The 22,863-nt window shown below is 70.2% G+C and carries 18 protein-coding genes; 2 read left to right on the top strand and 16 right to left on the bottom strand.

Features of this window, described 5'->3' with window-relative positions:
- Window positions 1-798: a zeta toxin family protein gene (locus AB0B61_RS10190; RefSeq protein WP_358430352.1), complete on the bottom strand. Its 798-nt coding sequence runs from the start codon at window positions 796-798 to the stop codon at window positions 1-3.
- 206 nt (window positions 799-1,004) lie between these two features.
- Window positions 1,005-2,324, bottom strand: coding sequence for a hypothetical protein (locus AB0B61_RS10185; protein WP_358430350.1), 1,320 nt, complete (start codon window positions 2,322-2,324; stop codon window positions 1,005-1,007).
- Window positions 2,325-2,801: 477 nt separating this feature from the next.
- Between AB0B61_RS10185 and AB0B61_RS10180 the strand changes: the two genes are divergently transcribed.
- Complete coding sequence (locus AB0B61_RS10180; protein ID WP_358430347.1) at window positions 2,802-4,217, top strand: hypothetical protein; 1,416 nt, start codon at window positions 2,802-2,804, stop codon at window positions 4,215-4,217.
- Between the two features lie 26 nt (window positions 4,218-4,243).
- On the opposite strand, the gene AB0B61_RS10175 is transcribed toward AB0B61_RS10180, so the two are convergent.
- The 3 genes from AB0B61_RS10175 to AB0B61_RS10165 form a co-directional block, all read right to left on the bottom strand.
- Window positions 4,244-5,032: an STAS domain-containing protein gene (locus tag AB0B61_RS10175; protein WP_358430345.1), complete on the bottom strand. Its 789-nt coding sequence runs from the start codon at window positions 5,030-5,032 to the stop codon at window positions 4,244-4,246.
- Window positions 5,022-5,891 (bottom strand): MEDS domain-containing protein, encoded by an 870-nt coding sequence (locus AB0B61_RS10170; RefSeq protein WP_358430344.1) that lies wholly within the window; start codon window positions 5,889-5,891, stop codon window positions 5,022-5,024. Before AB0B61_RS10170 ends, AB0B61_RS10175 begins: the two co-directional genes overlap by 11 nt.
- Before the next feature lie 263 nt (window positions 5,892-6,154).
- A complete protein-coding gene (locus AB0B61_RS10165) occupies window positions 6,155-8,494 on the bottom strand; it encodes a glycoside hydrolase family 6 protein (RefSeq protein WP_358430342.1) in 2,340 nt (779 codons plus the stop codon).
- 249 nt (window positions 8,495-8,743) lie between these two features.
- Here AB0B61_RS10165 and AB0B61_RS10160 point away from each other — a divergent pair, with 249 nt between their 5' ends.
- A complete protein-coding gene (locus AB0B61_RS10160) occupies window positions 8,744-9,652 on the top strand; it encodes an LLM class F420-dependent oxidoreductase (RefSeq protein WP_358430339.1) in 909 nt (302 codons plus the stop codon).
- A 4-nt stretch (window positions 9,653-9,656) separates the two neighbouring features.
- On the opposite strand, the gene AB0B61_RS10155 is transcribed toward AB0B61_RS10160, so the two are convergent.
- From AB0B61_RS10155 to AB0B61_RS10105, 11 genes are all read right to left on the bottom strand, one after another.
- Window positions 9,657-10,574 carry an oligopeptide/dipeptide ABC transporter ATP-binding protein gene (locus AB0B61_RS10155; protein ID WP_358430336.1) on the bottom strand — a complete coding sequence of 306 codons (918 nt, stop codon included), beginning with the start codon at window positions 10,572-10,574 and terminating at the stop codon, window positions 9,657-9,659.
- Window positions 10,571-11,641 carry an ABC transporter ATP-binding protein gene (locus AB0B61_RS10150; protein WP_358430334.1) on the bottom strand — a complete coding sequence of 357 codons (1,071 nt, stop codon included), beginning with the start codon at window positions 11,639-11,641 and terminating at the stop codon, window positions 10,571-10,573. The genes AB0B61_RS10155 and AB0B61_RS10150 overlap by 4 nt, the downstream gene beginning before the upstream one ends.
- Window positions 11,638-12,507, bottom strand: coding sequence for an ABC transporter permease (locus AB0B61_RS10145; RefSeq protein WP_358430332.1), 870 nt, complete (start codon window positions 12,505-12,507; stop codon window positions 11,638-11,640). The genes AB0B61_RS10150 and AB0B61_RS10145 overlap by 4 nt, the downstream gene beginning before the upstream one ends.
- Before the next feature lie 4 nt (window positions 12,508-12,511).
- Entirely contained in the window at window positions 12,512-13,498 is a 987-nt protein-coding gene (locus AB0B61_RS10140) for an ABC transporter permease (RefSeq protein WP_358430330.1), read from the bottom strand.
- A 54-nt stretch (window positions 13,499-13,552) separates the two neighbouring features.
- Window positions 13,553-15,244 (bottom strand): ABC transporter substrate-binding protein, encoded by a 1,692-nt coding sequence (locus AB0B61_RS10135; protein ID WP_358430327.1) that lies wholly within the window; start codon window positions 15,242-15,244, stop codon window positions 13,553-13,555.
- Entirely contained in the window at window positions 15,241-17,631 is a 2,391-nt protein-coding gene (locus AB0B61_RS10130; protein ID WP_358430325.1) for a glycoside hydrolase family 2 protein, read from the bottom strand. The genes AB0B61_RS10135 and AB0B61_RS10130 overlap by 4 nt, the downstream gene beginning before the upstream one ends.
- Window positions 17,632-17,723: 92 nt before the next feature.
- On the bottom strand, window positions 17,724-18,746 hold the full coding sequence (locus AB0B61_RS10125; RefSeq protein ID WP_358430323.1) for a LacI family DNA-binding transcriptional regulator: 1,023 nt from the start codon (window positions 18,744-18,746) through the stop codon (window positions 17,724-17,726).
- The gene (locus AB0B61_RS10120) at window positions 18,743-19,987 is read right to left on the bottom strand and encodes a CoA transferase (protein ID WP_358430320.1); all 1,245 of its coding nucleotides are present in this window, start codon (window positions 19,985-19,987) and stop codon (window positions 18,743-18,745) included. Before AB0B61_RS10120 ends, AB0B61_RS10125 begins: the two co-directional genes overlap by 4 nt.
- A gap of 68 nt (window positions 19,988-20,055) precedes the next feature.
- Window positions 20,056-20,424, bottom strand: a complete 369-nt coding sequence (locus AB0B61_RS10115; protein WP_358430318.1) for a hypothetical protein — start codon at window positions 20,422-20,424, stop codon at window positions 20,056-20,058.
- 119 nt (window positions 20,425-20,543) lie between these two features.
- Window positions 20,544-21,848 carry a YbfB/YjiJ family MFS transporter gene (locus AB0B61_RS10110; RefSeq protein ID WP_358430315.1) on the bottom strand — a complete coding sequence of 435 codons (1,305 nt, stop codon included), beginning with the start codon at window positions 21,846-21,848 and terminating at the stop codon, window positions 20,544-20,546.
- A 97-nt stretch (window positions 21,849-21,945) separates the two neighbouring features.
- Complete coding sequence (locus tag AB0B61_RS10105) at window positions 21,946-22,653, bottom strand: SDR family oxidoreductase (RefSeq protein ID WP_358430313.1); 708 nt, start codon at window positions 22,651-22,653, stop codon at window positions 21,946-21,948.
- Between the last annotated feature and the right edge of the window lie 210 nt (window positions 22,654-22,863).

The raw sequence follows: 22,863 nt of genomic DNA, 5'->3' as shown, positions 1-22,863 counted from the left end.
TCACCGCTCCGGCAGCACTTCCCAGTTCCCGTGGCGGCAGTGGTAGCGGATCATGAGCTGCAACCTGGCGACCGCCTCCGGCACGGCCGTCATCTCGACCTCGACCCGATATCCGGCGTCCCGGAAGAGCTCCGCGTAGTCGCTCACGTCCTCGGCGTGGTTCGCGCCGACCTCGAGCGCCACGTCCACCCGGCGGGCGATCGCCCGTTCGACGGCCAGGGCGCACCAGCCGAGCGCGTCCGTCATCACCCGGTCACCGGCGGCCGGGTCGTCATGGAGCACGAGGTCCCAGCTGTAGGGGTGATGGGCGAGGAACGCCTCCGGGTCGATCACCTCCCACGCGTTGGGCGCGACCCGGGCCCGCGTCGCCCGGCGTACCAGCGTCGTCTTCCCGGAGCCCGGCTCCCCCGCGACGAGCAGCGCGGCCGGCTCCGGACTGGGCGTCGCGGCGTCCAGCATCTCGGGCACGATCCGCTCGGTGAACAGGCGGGTGTGCTCCGCCCGGGTGAGCAGGTACTCGTCCGGCAGCGTGCGGGGAACCACTTCGAGCGAGCCGCCCAGTTCGGCGACCCGCGCGCCGTGCGCCTTGACGGCCCGCCGCACGGCGACCCGGTCGGCCGGGTCGAGGCCGGTGAACTCCCTCAGATACCTGCCGCGCAACGCCCGCCACGACTCTCGCGCCAAGAGATCGCCTTCCGCGGCGTGCTCCTGGGCGGTGCACCAGGCCATGAGGCTGCCGATGACGTCCAGGGCGGCCTCAAAACACACCGCCTCGTCCCAGCCGTCTGTCCCACCCACTGCCCCGGCCTCCGTCAGGGAAAGGCTCCACCTCGCGATCTTCCGGCCAGACTATCCTGCCCGCTGAAACGCCGTGCGGCCCTGCCAGTGCTGCCATCGTCAGCGGCGCGGCGTTCATCATGATCGGCGTCTTCACGGTCTTCGTGACGCGGCGCGGTTGCGACGAGCCGCCGCATGCGGTCGGCGTGCCTTCCAGGGCAGGGGCCTTACAGTCTGCCGGCCACCCGCTGCGCCACGGAGGCGATGCGCCTGCACCGCTCGCGCGGATCGATGCGCTGAACATCATCGGGATCAGTCATCCACAGCGTCACCAGGAATCGCCCCTTCCGGAACACCAGCGCGCCGGCCGATCGGGCATAGGGCCGGGTCACGCAGTACGACTCCTCGCCCGCAGGACGGGTCAGCGGCTGCCCGCCGTCGAGCGGCCTGCTGAAGCCGAGAGAGTGCGCGGGCGCGGCATCGGCCATGTAGCTGATGACCTCTACCTGCAGTTTGTACCGGTCGGTGAGGTAGTTGTGCCCTGTGCTCCGCTCGCACCGTGTGTAGACGTAGGCGTACTCGTTCTGGTCGGGGATGCTGGTGCCGATGCTGAAGTTCGTCCGGCCGGCCGCGCTGCCGAACTCCTCCCCGACGAACGGCGCGGCCGGCCGGTGGAACAGCGTCTGGAAGTCCTTGGCGGCGATGAGGGCGCACGCGGGCGCCGGCTTCGCGGTGATCAGAGGGCTGTTATAGGCGATAGAAGGGATGCCCACCGGATCCGCCGAGCGCTTCACCAGGTTGCCGGCGATCGTCGCCAGCAGCGCCCGCTTGAGCTTCGCCTGCCGGGGTCCGCGCTGTAGCGACAAGTCCACTTGCACGACCGTGTTCTTCAGCCGTAGAACGTAGTACAGGTAGTCGATGGTCTTGTTCACCCGGCTCGAGCTGGGCTTGCGCTCCCGCACCGTCACGTCGCCGATCGCCGGCCTCGTGCTGTAGCGATCGAAGGAGTAGTCCATGGCGCGGGAACTGGTGTAGCTCTCCTGAAAAACCGAGATCTTCACCGGGGACTTCGGCAACAGCACGTACTCGCAGCTGTTCGGCGGGTCGCTCGGGACGAACAGCCCGTCCTTCTCGATCGGACCGTTGCCCTGCCCGTCGAAGTAGGAGCGCCGGTACGATCCGATCAGGGGATTAGGGTGCAGAAGCAGCCCGAGCTTGGTCAGATCGGCGAACGTCAGCAGAGTGCAGGCTGAGATGACCGGTGAGCCGGCGTACCGGCGCGGCGAGCGGCCGGGTTTCGCCACCAGCGGCCCAGGATCGGCGATCCCCTCCGCCTCCTCCCCCTTCAGCCCGTCGTAGCCGTCACGCTCGACCGTCTTCAGCTTGCCGCCACCCTCGGCGATGTCCCGCCCGGGCTCCGGCGAGGCGGTGCGGTCTCCCCGTGCGATCGGACGGACATCGCCTCGCAGCTTGGGCACCACCAGGAAGCCGACGGCGATCACCAAGGCGGCTATCAGCAGCCCTGAGACGCCCAGCAGCGCCGCCATACACCCCGACTTCCTGCGCCGCCGCGGGGGCTGTGGCCCTCCCAGCGCATACGGCGGGCCAAGGGGGTAGGACCGTTGCGGCTGCTGCGCATTCCCGTACATGCCCTGCGGCCCGCTACTGGCATGGCGCGGTTGGCCCTGCGGCTGCCACGCACCGGGCCCGGCCTGGTAGGGCGGCTGTGCCACGATGCCTCCGTTCGCTGATCGCTACTAGCTCGGTCCACCGGCCTCCGTAGAGGAGCCCGGCAAAGGGGGAGCGTAGCTCTCCGATGGCGACCAGCCGTAACACTTCCGGCTTTAGTGAACCTTTCAGGCCAGGCTCCGCAGAGGAAGAACAAATAGCGGCAGATTGCGCCGCAGGACCTCGAGGGCAGCCCTGTGCTGCTACCGCCGGGCGAGGCGAGGCGGCTGATCTACCGGCTGCGGCGGCCGCTAAGCTGCTCCGGCCCCCCTACTCAGAGCGCGGAAAGCCCCCCGATGCGCGTAACGAAGTTCTTCTGGTCGGCAGCCGTGGCGCTGTCGCTGTGGAAACTGCTGGCCGAGCCGCTGCTCACTGAAACGGTGATGGTCCGCTGCGGCGGTGACGGATTGATGGACTGGCCCCAGCCCGTTCCGGCTGCCCAGGTGGCCAGTTTCCTCGGTGACTGGGCCGTCTGGCTCCAGCCCGTACTGCTGGCGCCGGCCGCGTGCTGGGCGATCCGGTCGCGGCCCCAGGGCGGTCCCGACGCGAGCCGGGGCAGCTCCTTGCTCCCCGTCACGCTGGGACTGGTGGTCGCCCTGCTCCCCGCCGCGCTGGCCGAGGCCGAGGACCGGCTGTCTCCCGACCTGCCCTTCGCCTGGCAGGAGTGCCTGTACGCGCAGGTGCCGCCGCCGTCGTTCTTGGTGCCGCGCCTGATCTTGGTCTGGCTGCTCTCCCCCGCCATCATGGTCCTGCTGGCCGGGATCGCGGGTGCGGGTATTAGGCCGCGTCCGACCGAGCTGCGTGCCGCCGGGCTGGCGGTGGCGGCCGTCGTACTGGCCGCGTTCCTGCTCGCCGCGCTGATCGGGCCGCCGGTCAACGCCGACGGCACCCCGCGTTTCGCGGTGGCCGGCGTGGACCGGCCGTACGTGCTCGCCCTGGAGTCCGGTGAGCCGGTGAGCCTGCTGCCCCAGGCGACGCGGACCTACTTTCAGTACGATCGCGTCGTCCGCGACACCGAACCCGGCCACTACGTAGCGGCGCTCACCAGCCCGTCGGGCCGTTACTCCCGCCTCTACCGGCTGTCCATGAGCGACGAGGGCCGGATCACGGTCGGCGAGCGGCTCACTCCCACCCTCAAGGGCACGGTCACCGGTCTGGCCGTCTCGGCCGAGGGCCGCGTCGCCTACGGGCGCATAACGGGCGAAACCCACTTCGCGGGCACCCTGGAACGCGAATGGCCGGTCAGCGGCGATGGTCTCCAGTGGCTGGACGCCCGGATCCTCGCGCTCCCCGAGCACAGAGTCCCGACCGGCGGCCTGGCCACCCTCGACGTGGGCACGGGCGCGATCGGAAAGGTCGCTGTGCCGGCCGAGCCCGAGTTGACCCCTTCGCTCCTGTCCCTGCCCGGCGGTCGGCAGCTGCGGGCGTTAGGCAGGCCGGCTCGCACGCTCGTCCTGTACGAGGGGACGCGGCTGGTCAGAAAGGTCCTGGCGGTGGACTGCGGCCACATCCAGGCGCTGGCGCTGAACCCGACCGGTCGGAACGTGCTGGTCGGCGTCAACCGGGAGGCCGCGGAGATGGACCAGCCGCCTCTGGGCGGACCGCCTCCGTGCGGCGGCGCCCGCTCACAACTGCTGCGCCTCGACCTCGAAACCGCTCACACCCAGGTGGTTCCCGGCGAGCAGAACCCACCCTTGGTCCATGCATGGTGACAAGGGAAGTCGACGACGACACCGCTCTAGTGGCTGGCGTTGTCGTACGTGAAGGAGACGAACCCGAGGGAGTCAAGGCGCCCCTGGTGCTCCGTCGAGAGCCCGGCCAGGGCCATGGTCGCGCCCGAAGCGGCGGTGACGTTCTCCTGTGAGGTGACGAGGGCGGTGATGCCGGTGGAGTCCCAGAACGTCATCCCGCTCAGGTCCAGGACGAGCCGGAGGGGCTTGGTCGTCGAGATCAGGTCCTCGACGGTGGCGACGACGTCGGGAGCCGTCCGCTGGTCGAGATCGCCCACCAGGCTCAGTGTGGTGCGGCCGTTCTGGGAGTGGCGGGTCAGCTTGAAGGCCGGGCGGAGCGGGCTGGGCAGCGCGAACCCCACGGTGACGACGGTGCCGCCGGGGCCATGGCTCACGGTGTGGAAGTCGCTGAGGAAGCGGGCCATCCACAGCCCGTGCCCGAACTGGTACGGCCATCCAGGAGTCCCCTGCTCCGGCTGTGCGGCGCCGCTGTCGATGACCTCGCAGCGCAGCATGCCGTCCGCGATCTCCAGGCGTACCCATCCGCTTCCGGAGCCGTGCAGGATGACGTTGCTGGCCAGCTCGTGTCCGAGGAGGACCAGGTCCGCGCTTCGGCCTTCGGGCAGCCCCGCCTGGATCGCGTGCGCCTCCAGTGTCGCCCGCAGCGCGTAGAGCGAGTCGCGGTCGAAGGCCTGGTCCAGGAGTACGGCCGACTCGACCGGGCCCTCCGGATGCCGCTGATCCTCCAGCTCTCCGGAGGACGGCGTCGGGCGGTCAGGTGGCCGGTTACCCGTCATGAGTGGCCACCAAGCTGAGTCCGGGCACCCCGGAAGCGCCGAGCAGGGCGAATCGCGGGTGGATGGTGGGACTGCAGCGCAGTGTCGCTTTGCGAGGATCGGGCAGGCTGCGGACGGCGTCAATGATCATACGAGCGCTGGACAGGTCGATGAAGGAGAGTTCGGCCATGTTAACGGTGATGTCGTCATCGACCCGAATGGTTTCGCTCAAGGCCAGCCTGAGCGCGTCCTCGGCCGACCTGTCGAGCTGCCCGGCCAGCCGGATGCCCGGCGGGGCGTACTGGCGGCAGATGCGCAGCAGCGCGTCGTGATGATAGGTGGCCGCGGCCACCGTATGGGTGTGATAGCCCGAGACCGAGGCGAGGGTGATCGGGTCGAAGCGTTCGCGGTCATACTGGCACAGAACGGCCGCGCCGCCGCCCGCCAGCGTCGCCGCGATCTCCTCCTCGAAGGCCGGCAACTGCTCGATGCCGCTCACCGGCGTTAAGGCCCAGCTCATGTCGAGCGCCACGCGCAGCCCGGGATAACCCTCGCGCGCGGTGCGTACCATCTGATCGCGCAGCCACCGCGTGGCGTGCTCCGCGGTGAACGCCTGCCCGTCCAGCAGCCCGTCCTTGCAGGTCATGACCATCATTCGCCCAGCCGTCGTCGCCTCCCGCGCGACCACTCCCCGCCGGCCCAGCTCCGCCAGGCCGCGCGCCGGCTCCTCTGCCAGCCAGACGACGCGCTGCCCCTCGGCCAGTCCGTCCCGTACGAAGGCCGTGGTGAGGTCGAGCAACTCCTCATGCTCCCCGAACGTCAGGCAGGCATGATCGTTGATGGTCAGATCCGTGATCTGCGTTTCAGCACCGACCGTCACCCATGCCACCTTCCCGATCGCGGCCACCTCCCGGAGCACGCACCGTTGCGGAACTTAGAGTAGTGACCAACAGACCGTAGGGGATTCCGGATGTCGCCCGTAACTCTTCCCGGCCCCACCTGCCCGATGTGCGCCCTCATAATCCGTGGGTCGCGGATTCAGGTGCCACCCCGTACCACTCTGACGTGCCGTTTCTCGACTCAGGCCGCCGCCCGACAGCGAGTCTACGACCGCTTGTCGTAGGGGCGGCAGAGCGGCCGCCACTATGGGGTCCCGGGCCGTAGCGGCGGAACCGCGTTCCGGGCCCGCTCAAGGGCCTGGTCGGGCCACCACTGGCCGGCGGCCGGGGTGACGATGCCGTACGCCGGGTCCGCCGGTCCCGAGGTGCCCCGTGTGCACTGGCCATTGGAGAATCCCGGGCTGTTGAGCCACAGCGACGCGTCGGCCAGTGGGCTGCCGGTGTCGGTGGTCGGCCGGGCGCCCGCGCCCCGGCCCGGAGGGTTGCACCATTCGTCCGGTGCCGGGAAGCGCCCGGCCGGCGGCTGCCACTCGCCCGTACCGTTCCGGCTGGTGTCGACGACGAAATGCGGCAGGCCGGGCGTGTCGTCCGGCACGGCGGCCAGGGCCGCGTCGGCGCACGAGGCCGTCCGCGAGGCCGCCCTCAGGTAGACGCATCTGGACAGCTGCGCGGCGTACACGAGCGAGCGGGCGGTCGGGCGGTAACCGACCGCGTTGACGTAGAAGCCGTCGGCGCGGACCGCTCCCGCGTTGACCAGCCGGTCGGCGATCTGCGTGAACGCGGGCCACCCCGCCAGCCCGCCGTCGAGGTAGACGGCGGTGCCGGCCAGGCCGGTGAGGGTCTCCACGGCGTAGGAGAGATCGGCGTACCGCTGGACGGCGGCGGCCTCCCCGCCCTGCGGGCACTCCGGGCCGCCGGGCAGCCGGGCCAGGGAGCTGGGCTCCAGGGCGACGACGGCGGGCCGGTTTCCGATGCCCTCGGCGACGGCGTCTATCCAGGTGCGGTAGGTGTCGGTGTTCGGGGCGCCGCCGTTCCAGCAGTCACGGCCTGGGATGTTGTTGGTGACGAACACCGGGACGGTCCGCTGCCGGTTCGCCTGGGTGATCGTCTCGCGTACCGTACGGGAGATGTCGGCGGGTGAGCCGCCGCTGAGCCAGATGGCCTGGGGGACCTCCGACAGGGCCCGCATCAGGGCGGCGTCGGCCGTTCTGCCCTGCGCCGACCAGGTCCGCGCCTGGCGGGCCGCGTCGGTGTCCGGCTGCACGTAGAAGCGGACGCCGGCGGCGCGCAGGGGGTTCTGGCCGGGGAGTTTCCGCCACCGCGTGCCCGCGTCCTGCGCCACGTCGGGGTTTCCGGCGGGCCGCGCGGACAGACCGGGAGGCAACGGGTCTCGGGGGGTGATCGCCAGGGAGGTGAAGACGGCTCCTGCCGTCACCAGGGCGAGGGCGGCGGCGCCCCACACCCACCGTCGTCTCGACACCCGCCGTCGCGATGTGGCCCTGCGGCGTCGTCGCTGGTCCTTGCCCGCCCTGGCACCTACGCCGCCGCCTGGCTCAGGGGTGGTCGGCTGGCTCCTAGAATCGCCGTCCGGCGGCTCGGCCCCTGCTCCGGATGGCGTGCTCGGAGGCTCGGGGTCGGGCGCGACGATCGGGGCCTCACGCACGGGTGCAGGTGGTCGTGCGGCGCCGAGGCGGGGCTCGGTCGCGAGCGTGTCGGCCGGGGTCGGAGCCGGGACGGCGGTGGGCGGGAGGCGTCTCGTCGGGCCCTCGGCGAACGCGTCCACGAGCTCCGCCGCCGTCGGCCGCGCCGCCGGGTCCTTGCTCAGCGCTCGTGGCACCAGTTCCCCGAGAACCCCGTCCAGCTTGGGGAGTACCGGATCGTCGTGGACCACCCGGTAGAGCACCTCGTGCCCCGCCCCGTAGCCGAACGGCGGCTGCCCGCAGGCCGCGAAGACCACGACCCCGCCCCAGGCGAAGACGTCGGAGGCCCTCGCCAGCGGCAGCCCCCGTACCTGCTCCGGAGACATGTACGCCGGCGTGCCCATCCTGGTGACGGAGAGGGTGGTGGAGTCGGCCGCGAAGGCGAGGCCGAAGTCGATGACCTTCGGACCCGCCGGGGACAGCAGCACGTTGGACGGCTTGAGGTCCCGGTGGACGACGCCCGCCGCGTGGATCGCCCCCAGCGCGACCGCCATGCTCATGGCGAGCCCTTCGAGCTCCGAGCCCACCATCGGGCCCCACTCCTTGACCGCGCTGTACAGCGTCGGCCCCGGCACGTACTCGGTCACCACATAGGCCAGGTCGCCGTCCAGATCGGCCTCGAGCACGGGAGCCGTGGAGAAGCGGGCGACCCGCTGCGCGGTGGCGACCTCGCGGCGGAAGCGCCGGCGGAACTCCGGGTCGCCGGCCAGGTGCCGGTGAATGACCTTGATCGCCACCAGTGTCCGCGCCCCGCCTTCGGCGAGGTAGACCACGCCCATCCCGCCCGCGCCGAGCCGGCGGATGATGCGATGGCCGCCGACCAGCCGGGGATCACCGCCGATCATCCCGTCCATCGTGCCGCCGTGCTTGGTGCCGTGTGCCATCGCCTGCCCATCCAGAAGACGCCAGGTCCTGTCCAGAAAGGCGCCAGGTCCTGCTGACGCCTGCAGGCAACAGGGCTTTCCGCTCCAGACAGTCGTCAGAAGGTACGGCTCCCGCGGCACCCGGGTTCAGGCACGTCGCGGACCGCCGGAATACGGCAACCCGTGAATCGGGCATTAACCTGCCCCGATGATCCGCTGCGTATCGTGAGATCCACTGTGACGACGAGGCGGGGAGTTGTGATGCCCGATATGACGATTGATGTCGCGGCGCTGAAACGGCGCATGGGCCGGGTAGGGGTCTGGAACAGCACGCTGGGCGGCGAGTCGGCCTCGTTCGAGCGGGACGCGGCCGCCGAGATCGAGAGCCTGGGCTACGGGACCCTGTGGGTGGGTGAGGGGCCGAAGGCCAAGGAGGCGCTGGTCCACTCGGCGATCCTGTTGAGCGGGACGCGGCAGATGATGATCGCCACCGGCATCGCCAACATCTGGGCCCGGGACGCCACCGCCATCGCGACCGGGGCCAACGCCCTCGCGGAGGCGTACGACGGCCGGTTCGTGCTCGGTCTCGGCGTGAGCCACGCGCCCTTGGTGTCGGCGCGAGGCCATGACTACAGCAAGCCGGTGTCCGCTATGCGCGCGTACCTCGATGCCATGGACGCGTCGGAGTACGGCGGTCCCCTGCCGGAGCCGGCGCCGCGGCTGCTGGCCGCGCTTCGGCCCAAGATGCTGGACCTGGCCGCGAAGCGTGCCCAGGGCGCGCACCCCTATTTCGTCACCCCGGAGCATACCGCGCGCGCCCGCGCGGTCCTCGGCCCCGATCCGGTGCTGGCACCGGAGCAGACGGTCCTGCTGGAGACCGACCCGGAGCGGGCCCGGCGGACCGCCCGCGGTTTCACGACGCACTACCTCGCGCTGCCCAACTACGCCAACAACCTGCGCGAGCTGGGCTGGGACGACAAGGACCTCGCCGACGGCGGCAGCGACGCCCTGGTCGACGCCATCGTGGCCTGGGGCGACCCGGAGACGATCATCGAGCGGGTACGGGCCCACCTCGACGCCGGCGCGGACCACGTCTGCATCCAGCCGCTCGCCGAGACCAGCGGCGAACTGCTGGAACACCTGCGCATCCTGGCCCAGAGCGACATCGTCTCAAGCTGACGCCTCACGGAGCGAGCTCGCCGTCGGACGCCGCGGGCTCGCCCTCCCCCAGGACGCATCGGACGCGATGTTCCTCGCCATAGGTGGGGATCTGGCCGGCGCACGCGTCGGCGGCGTACGGGCAGCGGTTGCGGAACAGGCACCCATCGGCGACGGCCGGGCCGCTTCTACGCTCCTGCCGGGCGGGCCGCCCGTCCTCGTGCGCCGCCCAGGGGTCGGGGGCGGCCTCGGCCAGCAGCCGGGTGTACGGGTGCCGCGGCGCGAGGATGACGTCGTCGGCCGGGCCGCGCTCGACGATCTGCCCCCGGTACATGACCATGATGTCGCGGGCGAAGTAGCGCGCGGTGGCCAGGTCGTGCGTGACATAGAGGACGGCCAGCTCCTCCTCCCTCTTGAGCCGGTCGATCAGGTTGAGGATCTCCAGCCTGATCGACACGTCCAGCATCGAGACCGGCTCGTCGGCCAGCAGTACCTTGGGGCGCGGGGCCAGCGCGCGGGCGATGGCCACCCGCTGCCGCTGGCCGCCGGACAGCTCGTGCGGATACCTGCGGGCGTAGGCGGCGGGCAGGTTGACCCGCTCCAGCAGCTCCTCGGCCGTGCCCGGCGACTTGTGGATCTCCAGGGGCCGGCGCAGGTGGTAGCCGATCGTGTGGGCCGGATTGAGCGACGCGAACGGGTCCTGGAAGACCATCTGTACGTCTTTGCGGTAGTTCGAGGTCTCCAGCAGGATCTCGCCCGAAGTGGGCTTGGCGAGCCTGGCCAGCATGCGGGCGATCGTGGACTTACCGCTGCCGCTCTCCCCCACCAGCGCGGTGGTCTCGCCGGAGCTCAGCTCGAAGGAGACGTCGTCGACCGCCCGAAGGTGCTCCTTCCTGGACAGCTTGAAGGTCTTGCTCAGGTGGCTGACCTTCATCGACGTCATGAGATCACCTCGTGGTCGGCGTGGTCGAAGCGGCGCTCCCGCAGGCGCCGGTCGGGGCGGGCGGGGTGCAGCCTGCGGTCGTACTGCAGGCAGGCCACCAGGGAGTCCTGGATCGAGTCCAGCTCGGGCTCGTGGGTGTGGCAGCCCTCGAACGCGTACGGGCAGCGGGGCGCGAACGAACAGCCCGTGAGCTCCTTCGACAGGTCGGGCGGGCTGCCGGGGATGCCGTGCAGCGCCTGGCGTTCGCCGCGCAGGCTGGGGAAGGAGTTGAGCAGGCCGACCGTGTAGGGGTGGCGGGGTTGGAGGAGGGTGTCCTTGCTGGTGCCGTACTCGACGATGCGGCCGCCGTACATGATCGCGAGATGATCGCTGATCTCCAGCAGCAGCGACAGGTCGTGGGTGATGAAGACGACGGCGAAGCCGAACATCTCCCGCAGCCGGTCGATCTCCTCCAGGATGTCGCGCTGCACCACCACGTCCAGCGCTGTCGTGGGCTCGTCCAGGACGACCACGTCGGGGTTGAGCGCCATGGCCATCGCGATCAGCACCCGCTGGCGCATGCCGCCCGACAGCTCGTGCGGGTAGGCGCCGATGCGTCCCGGGTCGATGCCGACCAGCTCCAGGAGTTCGCGGGAGCGCTCCTCCCGCTCGCGCCTGGACATCGACGGCTCGTGGGTGGTGAACACGTCGTGGAGCTGGCGCCGGACGCTGAGCACGGGATTGAGCGCGTTCATGGCGCTCTGGAAGACCATGGCCACCCGCCGCCACCGGAAGCGTCGCAGCTCCTCGCCCTCCAGGGCCAGCACGTCGATGGGGTCGCCGTCCTTGGGGTGGAAGACGACCTCGCCGAAGGTGGTCCGGCCGGGCGGCTGCAGCAGCCGGTTGACCGCGTACGCCAGCGTCGACTTGCCGCAGCCGCTCTCGCCCGCGATGCCGAGGACCTGGCCGCGGCCCAGGTCGAAGCTCACGCCACGGACCGCGCGGGTCCGCCCATAAGCCACGCTCAGGTCGCGTACGGAAAGGACGGTGTCGTTCATGTCGCGTACCGACGGGACGGGGTCGTTCATGCGGCCGCCTTTCGCAGTCGCGGGTTCATCAGCTCGTCGATGCTGAAGTTGATCAGTGAGAGCCCGGTGCCGAGCGCGGCGATGAACACCCCCGGCGGTACGAACCACCACCAGGCGCCCATGGAGAGCGCGGAGCCGTTCTGGGCGTAGTAGAGCATCCCGCCCCAGGAGGTGACCGCGCCGCCACCGAGGCCGAGCGCGGACAGTCCCGACTCGGTGAGGATGGCGCCGATGATCGCCCAGACGAAGCCGGAGGCGATGACGGGGACGAGGTTCGGCAGGATCTGGAAGACCATGATCCGCCAGCCGGGCTCGCCGCTCACCCTGGCCGCGTCCACGTAGTCGCGGTTGCGCAGCGACATGACCTGGGAGCGGATGACCCGCGCGGGACCCGCCCAGCTGATCATCGAGATGATCAGGGCGTAGGTGAACGGGCCGCTGTCCTCGACGTAGTCGGCGACCAGGATCAGCAGCGGCAGCGTGGGGATGACCAGGGCGACGTTGCTGAGCAGGGAGAACGCCTCGTCCACCCAGCCGCCGAAATAGCCGCCGACGACGCCGATGAGCAGCGAGCCCACCGTGCCCAGCACCCCGGCGATCACGCCGATCAGCATCGACCCGCGCGTGGCGTGCATCAGCTGGGCCAGCACGCTCTGCCCGGTGTCGGTCGAGCCGAGCCACTGCTCCGCCGATGGCGGTTCGAGCCGGCCGGCCACCAGGGCCTCAGGGTCTCCGGCCAGGATGGGGCCGACGATGGCGAGCAGGGCGAAGAAGCCGACGATCACCAGTCCGGCGACGAGCTTGCCCGATCTGGGCAGGCCGAGCACCCGGTCCCGGGGAGCGGCCAGGGTCACAACAGCGGTCACTGCCTCAGCCCGCCTTCCGCACTCGGGGGTCGATCAGCCCGTACAGCAGATCGACCAGGAGGTTGGCGGCCAGCACGGCCACCGAGATGATCAGGAAGAGGCCCTGCATGAGCGGGTAGTCGGCGCTGCCGACGGCCTGCAGCAGCGCGAACCCCACGCCCGGGTAGGAGAAGACGACCTCGGTGGCGACCTGGCCGCCGACGAAGAAGCCGAGCATGATCGCGAACCCGGTCACGCTGGGCAGGATGGCGTTGCGGGCCGCGTACGCGACCATCACCCGGCGCGGCCGTAACCCCTTGGCCTGCGCCATGACCACGTAGTCCTCGGCCATGGTCGAGACCATCATGTTGCGCATGCCGAGCAGCCAGCCCGCGATGCCGGAGATCACCAGCGTGAGCGCGGGCAACGCGCCGTGGTAGAGCACGCTGCCGATGAAATCGCCGGTGAAGCCCATGCGTACGTGGGCGTAGTCGTAGGCGCCGTTCAGGGGGAACCAGCCGAGCCCGGCCCCGAGGAAGAACAGCAGCAGCAGGGCCAGCCAGAAGTACGGGATCGCGGCCAGGAACGTCGTGGTCGGGATCAGCCCGTCCAGCCAGCTCCCCCGCCGCCACCCGGCCACCATGCCCAGGCCGACGCCGAGCCCGACCGTGATCAGCAGCGCTATCGACACCAGGCCGAGCGTCCAGGGCAGCGCCTGGCCGATCACGGTGCCCACCGGGGCGGGGTAGTAGGTGACGGAGGTGCCCAGGTTCCCGGTGGCCAGCTGGCGGAGGTAGGCGAAATACTGGACCCACAGCGGGTCGTGGCTCACCCCGAACATGACCTCCAGGGTCTTGCGGAACTCCGGCGGCGGGGGCTGCCTGCTCTGGAAGCGCGACAGGATGATGTCGACCGGGTTGCCCCTGATCAGGCGCGGGATGAGGAAGTTGATCGTGAGTGCGGCCCACAGCGCCACCGCGTAGAAGCCGAGCTTGCGCCAAAGGTATGCCATGTGATCCTCCCCGGGCGACCGGGGCGCGCGGCCCCGGTCGCGTCCTCGTCGTTCCTACTGCACCGGCTGGAGGTTCTTGGCCACGATGCCGTTGTCGGGGTGGGAGAAGGGCAGGCCGAGCGCGTACGGGTTCTGCTCGCTGGGCCACCCGGTGACGTTGGTGGTCCGGAACTCGGCCAGGGCGCTGGACTGCTGCAGCGGGATGTAGGGCAGGTCGGCCACGACGGCGTCCTGGATGGCGTAGATCGCCTGCTTGATCGCGTCCGTCTGCTCCGGCGGGGTGTCGGCGATGACCTTCAGCGCGGCGTCCACGGCCGGGTTCTTGTAGCGGGCCATGTTCTGGTTGGCCGGGGGGATGTTCTTGCTGTTGAGGATGTTGTCGTACATGTAGTACGGGTGCGGGCCGCCATAGGCGTTCCACATCATCAGCTCGAAGTCGCCCTTCTGCTGCATGTCGACGAAGGCGTTGAAGGACACCTCCTTCGATTTGAACTCGATGCCGACCTCCTTGAGCTGCTGCTTGATGACCTGGGCGGCCGAGACGTAGTCGGTCCAGCCGCTCACCAGATGGCAGGTCACCGACAGGCGCTTACCGTCCTTGGCGTAGTAGCCGTCACCGTCCTTGGCGTATCCGGCCGCCTCCAGGGTCTGGCGGGCCTTGTCCTGGTTGAACTCCAGCTTCGCCGTGGCGTACTTGGGCGAGAGGTAGTCCTGGAAGAGCGGCAGCACTATGCCCGCCGGGCTGGCCGGCTTGCCCAGCCCGGCGAACGCCAATTCGATGATCTTGTCGCGGTCGAGCCCGAGGTTGATGGCCTGCCGCACGGCCAGGTCGTTCATGGGGGCCTTGGTCAGGTTCGGCACCAGGTTGGTGACGTACAGCTGGGACTCGTTCTTGTAGGCGTTGTGCTCGGGGTCCTTGGCCACGAACTGCTTGTCGGGGTCGGCCATGAACATGCCGCCCCAGTCGAGCTGCCCGGTGACCATCGCCTGGAGGGAGGCGTCGTTGTTGTTGTACGACCAGAACCGCATTCCGGCGATCTTGGGCTTGCCGGTGTCCCAGTGGTTCGGGTTCTTGACCATGGTGTAGCTCTGCGGCGTGAACTCGCCCATCATGAACGGCCCGGTGCCGACCGGCTTGGTGTTCGTCTCTTTGGTGGGCTTGTCGACCTTCTCCCAGATGTGCTTGGGCACCATGTACTGGTGGCCGGCCACGTCCCACAGTTTGGTGTACATCTTCTCGGTGAAGCTGATCTTCACTGAGGTGGGGCTGAGGACCTGGGCGTCCTTGACGTTGCTGCCGCCCGCGTTCAGGTCCTTCTTGTCGCGGCGGTAGAGGAAGTTGAACGCCACGTCCTCGGCGGTGAACGGCTTGCCGTCGCTCCACTTCACGCCGTCGCGGAGGGTGAAGGTGATCGACTTGCCCTCGTCCCCGAACTCGTACTTGGTGGCCAGGAGAGGCTGGACGTCACCCGACTTCGACTGGTTGAAGAACATGAGCGTCTCGTAGATCAGCCCCCAGGTGCCCATGAGGTTGGGCGCGCCCTGGACCAGGGGGTTGAGGTTCTCGTTGAACTGGCCCGTGCCGGCGATGACGTTCACGATGGTGTCTTTGGCGGCGCCTCCGGAAGCTGAGGCTGGACCGGAGGAGGGGGCGGTGCTGCCGGCGGTCAGCGGCACCCCGCCGCCCGAGCAGGCGGTGAGGAGGGCGAGCGTGGCCGCTGCCACGATCACCATGGCTCTTCTCATGTACTTCTCCCAGGGGGGTTAGGCAGAAGGGCGGAGCGGTCGTTCACCCACCTCATGGGCACATCAGCCCCGATTTCCCGATTTATCGTGAAGCGATGGCTTTCGCCGGGCAGGAGGGTGATGAGCTGGTCGTCCACCTCGGCGGTGGGGTGTACCTGATCAGGGAAGATCGCCAGATCCCGTACCAGCGTGTGCGCGCTGACGATGACGTCACGCCCCTCGACCGTCACCGTGCACCGCCCCTCGGGCAGGTCGAGGTCCTTGTCCGGCAGGAAGAACCACAGCGCCCTGCGCTCCCCCGCGCGCACCGCGATCAGCTCTCTCGCCGGGTCGGCCGGCTCGCCCACGCCAAGGGGCACCGTCACCGCGCCACGCGGCGGCACTTCGAGCTCGAAGCTCTCGGCCCGCAGCTCCGTACCGTCCACCCCGAGCCGCGCAGCCACCGCGCCGCTCACCCACGGCTCGTCGGTGTCGTTGACCGCCACGAGCGCCAGCCCGCCGTCGCGCGGCTGCACGGTCAGCAGCCGGTCGGCGTACGCCCGGCGCAGCGCGTGGAACAGCGGCTTCCTGCGCCCGTCGCCGTCGATCGCGGACCACGAGGTGACGGGCCAGCAGTCGTTGAGCTGCCACACGATCGTGCCCGCGCAGTGCGGCCACAAGGACCTGAAGTGCTCGACGCCGAGCTGGATCGCCCTGGCCTGGTTGACCTGCGTGAGGTAGTGCCAGTCGGCGAAGCCGGCGGGCGGCGCGAAGTGCGGCTTGAGCCCGGCGGCCAGCTTGAGGTCACCGTCGATCGCCTTCTGGTGGAGGCGCATGCCGGGCGAGTCGGGCGCGAGCGGCTCGTCGCTGATGGCGCGCTTGATGGTCGCGTACGTGGCCGGCCCCTGGAAGCCGAACTCCGAGACGAACCGGGGCCGGTATTCGCGGTAGGCGGTGTAGTCGCGTTCGTTCCAGACGTCCCAGATGTGGATGTTGTGGTGGCCAGGGTCGTTGGGATGGACGTCCATCGACCCCGAGTACGGGCTGCCCGGCCAGTACGCCCGGCCAGGGTCGAGCTCGGCCACGATGCCGGGCAGCAGGTCGAGGTAGTAGCCCTCGCCCCAGGTACGTCCGGCCAGCCGCTCGCGCCAGTGCCAGTCGAAAAAGCCCCAGATGTTCTCGTTGTTGCCGCACCACAGGGCCAGGCTCGGATGCGGCATGAGGCGGGTGACGTTCTGGCGGGCCTCGGCCTCGACCTCTGAGCGCAGCGGCTCCTCCTCCGAGTAGGCGGCGCAGGCGAAGGGGAAGTCCTGCCAGACCAGCAGCCCCAGTTCGTCGCACAGGTCGTAGAAGTCGTCGCTCTCGTAGAGCCCGCCGCCCCAGACGCGCATCAGGTTGACGCCCGCCTCACATGCCTGAGCGAGGCGCTCGGCGTAGCGGGCGCGGTCGATCCTGACTGGGAAGCAGTCGTCGGGGATCCAGTTGACGCCCTTGGCGAAGATCGGGCGGCCGTTGACCACGATCGTGAAGGCGCCGTCGGCCGTGTCCAGCTCGATCGTCCTGAAGCCGATCTTCCCTTGCCAGGTGTCGAGGTGGTCGCCGAGTGTCACGGTCAGCTCGTGCAGCGGCTGTTCGCCGTATCCGCGTGGCCACCAGAGCTCGGGCTGGGGAATTTCGACCTCGAGTACCGCCGTGTCCGATGGGAGCGCTCCCATAGCAGACCTGCCGCAGACCGTGGCGGTGATCTGCAGTTCCTCCTGCACTGCCTGTACGGCCCGCTCGATCTCCATGTGCACGGCGACCCGGGCGACGCCGTCGGTGACGGTCACCACCGGCCGCACGGCGGCCAGCCGGGCGCCGCTCCACTCGTGCAGCCCGATCGACCGCCAGATGCCCGCCGTGACCAGAGTCGGCCCCCAGTCCCAGCCGAAGTTGCAGGCCATCTTCCTGATGAAGTTGTAGGGCTCGGTGTAGGCGCTCGGCCGGTCGCCGAGCTCCTCCTTCAGCCGTTCGGCGTACTCCCCCGCCGGCCGGAAGGTCACCGCCAGCCGGTTGCTCCCGATGCGCAGCGCGGGCCGGACGTCGAACCGGTAGGAGCGGTGCATGTTCGCGGTCTCGCCCACGCGCACGCCGTTGAGCTCGATCTCGGCCACGGTGTCGAGTCCTTCGCAGACCAGATCGGTGCGCTCGTGCTCGGTGCCGTCCCACGAGAACTCCGTCTCGTAACGCCACTCCGTACGCCCCACCCAGGCCAGGCGGGTCTCATTGTCGTCGAGGTAGGGATCCGGGATCAGACCGGCGGCGAGCAGGTCGGTGTGCACGCAACCGGGCACGGTGGCCGGAGCCCGCACGTCGCCGCTCGCCGAGCGGACGGTCCAGGAATCGGTCAAGGGGCGGAGCGGGGTCATCAACCCTCCGGAGTTGAGCAGCGGAGATTAGCCGCCATGCCATCACTAAACCCGTTTAGTTTCAATGACTGGTCGCGGACATTTCCGCTCGATTACTGAACCGATTCAGGGCAGGGGGCCGTGCTCCCCCTGCTCACCAGGCGCGGCTCGGCCTGCCGCGAGTCGGCCACCTCCCGGCCCTGGACCAGGCTGAGCAGCGACCGGGCGGCGTTGGCGCCGAACGCGGCGATGTCCCTGCTCACCGCCGTCAGATGCGGCCGGGTCAGCAGGCACAGAGCGGAGTCGTCCCAGGCCACGACCGACAGATCGGCGGGCACCGAGAAACCCGCCTCGCGAGCGGCGGCGGTGCCGGCCACGGCCATCACGTCGTTGTCGTACACGATGGCGGTCGGCCGGTCGGGGCCGCGCAGCAGGTCGAGGGTGGCCCGCTCGCCGCTCTCGCCGCTGTAGTCGGCGTACACGGTGACGGCCATCACGCCCAGCCTGACCGCCGCCTCTCGCATCGCCGCGGTCCTGACGCGGGTGTGCCTGAGCTCCTCCTGCCCCGCGACCCTGGCGATCCTGCGGTGGCCCAGCCCGGCCAGGTGCGCCAGCACGACGCCGATCGCGCCGGCGTCGTCGCTCCAGACGGCGGGCAGCCGCCCGGTACCCTCCGGTCCGCCGATGACCACGGCGGGCAGCTTCAGCTCCTCCAGCACGGCGATCCTTGAATCCTCGGCCCGCAGGTCGACGACGAACACCCCGGCGACCCGGTGCTGCGCCCACCATTTCCGATAAATCGTGATCTCGGTCTCGGGGTCCTCGGTCATCTGCAGCAGCAGCCCCACGGACTCCGCCGACAGCGTGGCCTCGATGCCGGAGATCAACTGCATGAAGAACGGCTCCAGCCCGAGCGTGCGCGCCGGCCGGTCCACGACCAGGCCCAGCACGTCGGGCCGCCCGTCGAACAGGGCCCGGGCCAGGCTGTTCGGCTGCCAGCCCAGCTCGGCGGCGATGGCCTGGATACGGCGGCGGGTCTCGCTGGAGACACCGGGACGGCCGTTCAACGCGAACGACACCGCGCCCTTCGAGACGCCGGCCCGGCGGGCGATGTCGTCGATCGTGGGTCGCTTCATCCGGCCGTCCCTGGATTTACCGGTTCACTTACTCCGCGTACGACACCATGCTCGCGCAGCGTCGCGATGTCCTGGGCCGACAGTCCGAGCTCGGCCCGCAGCACCTCGCCGGTGTGCCGGCCCACCTGCGGCGCTGCCGCGGGCGGCGACTGCTCCCCGTCCATCACCACGGGCGAGCCGGGCGCCCAGTGCCCGCCGACTCCCGGCTGCTCGACCGCTCCCATCAGCGGGCTCTCGCCCAGCAGCGCGGCCAGCTCGGTGAAGCTGCGATATCTCGACCACAGCACCCGGGCGGCACGCAGCGCCGACTCGGCCTCGGCGAGCGTACGACCCTCGAACCAGCCCGCGAGCAGCTCGCCGAGCACCTTGCGATGCCGGTAGCGGGCCGGCTCGTCGGCGAAGTCCACCCCGAGGGCGGCGGCCAGCGCGCTGACCACGTCGGTCAGGCCGGTCGCGGCCAGCAGCCCGCGCCAATGCCGGGCGGTCAGCGCCACGACCATCAGCCGCCCGCCATCGGCCGTGGTGAAGTCGCGGCCGAAGGTGCCGTAGACGTAGTTGCCGCCGCGTTCCCTCGGTGTGCCGCTCAGCTGCGCCTCGGCGAGGTAGCCCAGGTTCCCGGCGGTCGCCAGGGCGACGTCCTCCAGCGCGACCCGTACCTGCTGCCCCTCCCCCGTGAGCAGGCGGTGCCGCTCCGCGGCCAGCAGCCCGACCGTCAGGTACAGCCCCGCGGCCACGTCCCAGGCGGGCACCACGCTGTTCACCGGCTCCGCCACGTCTTCCGGACCGGTCAGCAGCGGGAACCCGGTCGCCGCCTGCACCGTGTAGTCCACCGCGGGCCCGCCGTCCCGGCGGCCGGTGAGCAGCACGTGGATCACGTCGGGGCGGCGCGCGCTCAGCGCCTCGAAGGACAGCTCCGGGTAGCGCTCGGAGTTGCTGATCACGATCCCGCCGCGCGGCCCGCCGCTGACGATCAGCTCGCCGACGAGCGCGCGGCCCTCCTCAGCGGACAGGTCCACCTCGATGGCGCGTTTGCCCTTGTTCAGCCCCGACCAGTACAGGCTCGTCCCGCTCTCGGCCAGTGGCCAGCGCGTACGGTCGACCGCGCCACCGACCGGCTCGACCCGGATCACGTCGGCGCCCAGCTGGGCAAGCGTCATCCCGCTCAGCGGGGTCGCCACATAGCTGGAGATCTCGACGATCCGCAGACCGCGCAACGGCTGCGAGCGCCGGGTATCCGTCACCGGGCCGCCCCCTTGAGCACGAAGACATCAGCAGTGAGACGATAGCCGCCCTTCTGCGCTTCAGGGGATCAGGGCAGCCGTGAGACCTGATAGTGGTCGATCAGCCAGTCGTCGCCGACCCGCCGCGCCAGCACGCACAGGTTGACCGTCACGACCGGCCGGTCGGTGAAGGTGAAGTCGACGTGCAGGTAGCCGAGGACGAGGTCGTCGGCCATCCGCCGGGTCTCCAGGATGTTGTACGCGGCGGTCATGCCGATCGGCTGCGAGTCGTAGTACTCGGCGACGCTCTCGGGACCGACGCCGTATGGGTGCAGGCCTTGGAAGATCGCCTCGTCGGTGAAGTACGACGCCACGCGCTTGGGGTCGTGCGCGTCGACGGCGCTCTTCCATCGGTCCAGGACGGTGTGGAGGATCTCGGCCTCGGCGGCACTGGTCATGGCGCTCTCCTGTCAGTGGTCGGATGTCAGTGGTCGGTCGGATGTCAATGGTCGGTCGGATGTCAGCGGTCGGTCGGATGTCAGTGGTCGGCTGGGTGGATCGTGATGGGCATCGGCGTTCAGCTCCGGCGGGCGGTGTCGACCAGGCGGGGCAGCGGGCCGAGGTGGTGCGGGAAGCGGTGGCGCAGCGCGCCGGTCGCGACCGCGGCCAGCGCGACGAGGGCGGCGCCGACGAGCAGCGCCTGGTTGTAGCCCTGGTGCAGGAGCGGGGTGACGACCAGGGGACCGAGGATCTGCCCGACGCTGTAGCCGGTGGTGAGGATCGCGACCGCCCGCGGGATCCGCAGGTGGGCGCCGACGGCCAGGGTCAGGGAGGCGATGCCGAGGAACGTGGCGCCGAACAGCACCGCCGAGACCAGAGCCGTCGCGACCCCGCTGACCAGGACCGGTAGCGCGATGCCGACGGCCTGTACGACGAGCGCGACGAGAAGGAGCGTCGGCCGCGACCACGTACGGCTGAACCAGGCCCACAGGGCCGACGACGGCAGGGCGGCCAGGCCGACGAGTATCCAGGCGGAGCTACCGACCCAGCCGGGCGCGGTCTGGTCGATCGCGGCGACCAGGAAGGTGCCGGCGATGATGTACCCGGTCCCTTCGAGGGTGTAGCCGACCAGCAACGCACCGAACCAGCGCAGCCCGACCGCGTCACCGCGCCGGGAGGGGCGTGGCGCCGCGCGAATCGGGTCCGGCGCGATGTGGGTCGGGATCGGCGCCTCGTGGGTCGAGACTGACGCCGCACGGGACGGGACCGGCGCGGCGTGGGGCGGGACCGGGCCGGTGTGCAGTTGCCAGGCCAGGGCCGTGAACACGGCGGTCAGTGCGGCCGTGGTCCACCACGCCTGCTGCCACGTTCCGGCGGTACGCAGGATCAGCACGACGACGCCGGACAGGGCGATCCCGGCGCCGATGCCGCCGAAAGCCCATCCGGTGAGATGGTGGGCGTGGCCGCGTAGCCCGGTGAGCATGGCGTTGACCGCGACGACGAAGATCAGCGAGCTCGCGACCCCGGCGACCAGCCGGAGCAGCCACCAGAGGGCGCCGACGTGCGTGAGCGGCATGAGGGCCAGCGTGGCGATCAGGATCACCAGCGACAGACGCAGCGTCGTCCGGGAGGCGGCCATCGCGGGGGCGATGATCGCGGCGACCGCGCCGAGGAGGTAGCCGATGTAGTTCGCGGTGGCCAGGTGCGCGCCGAGCTGCGGCGACAGCCCGGCGTGCGCGTGCATCAGGGGCAGGATCGCGGTGTACGCGAAGCGGCCGATCCCCATGCCCGCCGCCAGCGCCGCCGCGCCCTGCCCGACGACCCGCCAAGGCCGCTCCAGCGAGGTCGCCTCGATCGTCTGCTCCGGTACGGCTGTCAACATGCGCCCTTCTTTCGGCTCTTACGGCACGTGGGGGCGGACGGCGCCCGGGGTCACCGACTGCCCGCCCACCAGCTCAGTGACCGGCTCAGTGACCGGCTCAGTGACCGGCGCTCTGCCCGCCGTCGACGTGCAGAATCTCCCCGGTGACGAACGGAGCGTTCTCGAGATAGATGATCGCGTCCACGATGTCGCTGATGTCGCCCATCCGGCCCACAGGGTGCAGCTCGGCCAGGAACTCATGGGTCTCGGCCGGGTGCATCGGAGTGCGGATGACGCCGGGCGCGACCGCGTTGACCCGGATGCCCCGGGTGGCGTACTCGGTGGCCAGTGACTTGGTGACCGCGTTGAGGCCGCCCTTGGTCAGCGACGCCAGCGCGGACGGCACCTTGCTGTTGGCGTGATCGACCAGGCTGGTGGTGATGTTGACCATGTGTCCGCCGCCCTGGCGGAGCATCGCCTCGATGGCCCGCTGGGAGATCTCGAAGAACCCGCGCAGGTTCACTCCCGTCACCAGGTCGTAGTCCTCGTCGGTGTAGTCGGTGAACGGCTTGGCCACGAAGAGGCCGGCGTTGTTGACCAACGTGTCGATGCGGCCGAACGCCTTCAGCCCCTGCTCGATGACCCGCGCCCCGACGTCTGGGGCGGCGATGTCACCGGCGACGGCCCGCACCATGGGGTCGTCGGAATCCGCGATCGACCGGGAGTTGGCGACGACCGCGTAGCCGAGCTTGCGGTAGGCGGCCACCAGCGCCGCGCCTATGCCCTGGGAGGCGCCGGTGATCACGGCGACTTTCGGCGTACTCATTACTTCCCCCTTGTGAGTGCATATGTACCTGTGACCCGCACCGCGCCTGCGGCGGTGCCGGTGTGGGGGGAGTGGCTCAGACAACGGGCGGCCGTGTCCCGACCGGCCCTCGGGCCATGGCTTCCATCGTGCACCCAGCGGTCGCCGTCGCGCCACGACGGGCTTGCTCTCTGCTGGTAGGCACAGCCTCCTACCGCACTACGATGGGCG

Source organism: Nonomuraea sp. NPDC049158, from assembly GCF_040648335.1.
Lineage (GTDB): Bacteria > Actinomycetota > Actinomycetes > Streptosporangiales > Streptosporangiaceae > Nonomuraea.
This window is presented reverse-complemented; position numbering and strand designations above follow the sequence as displayed.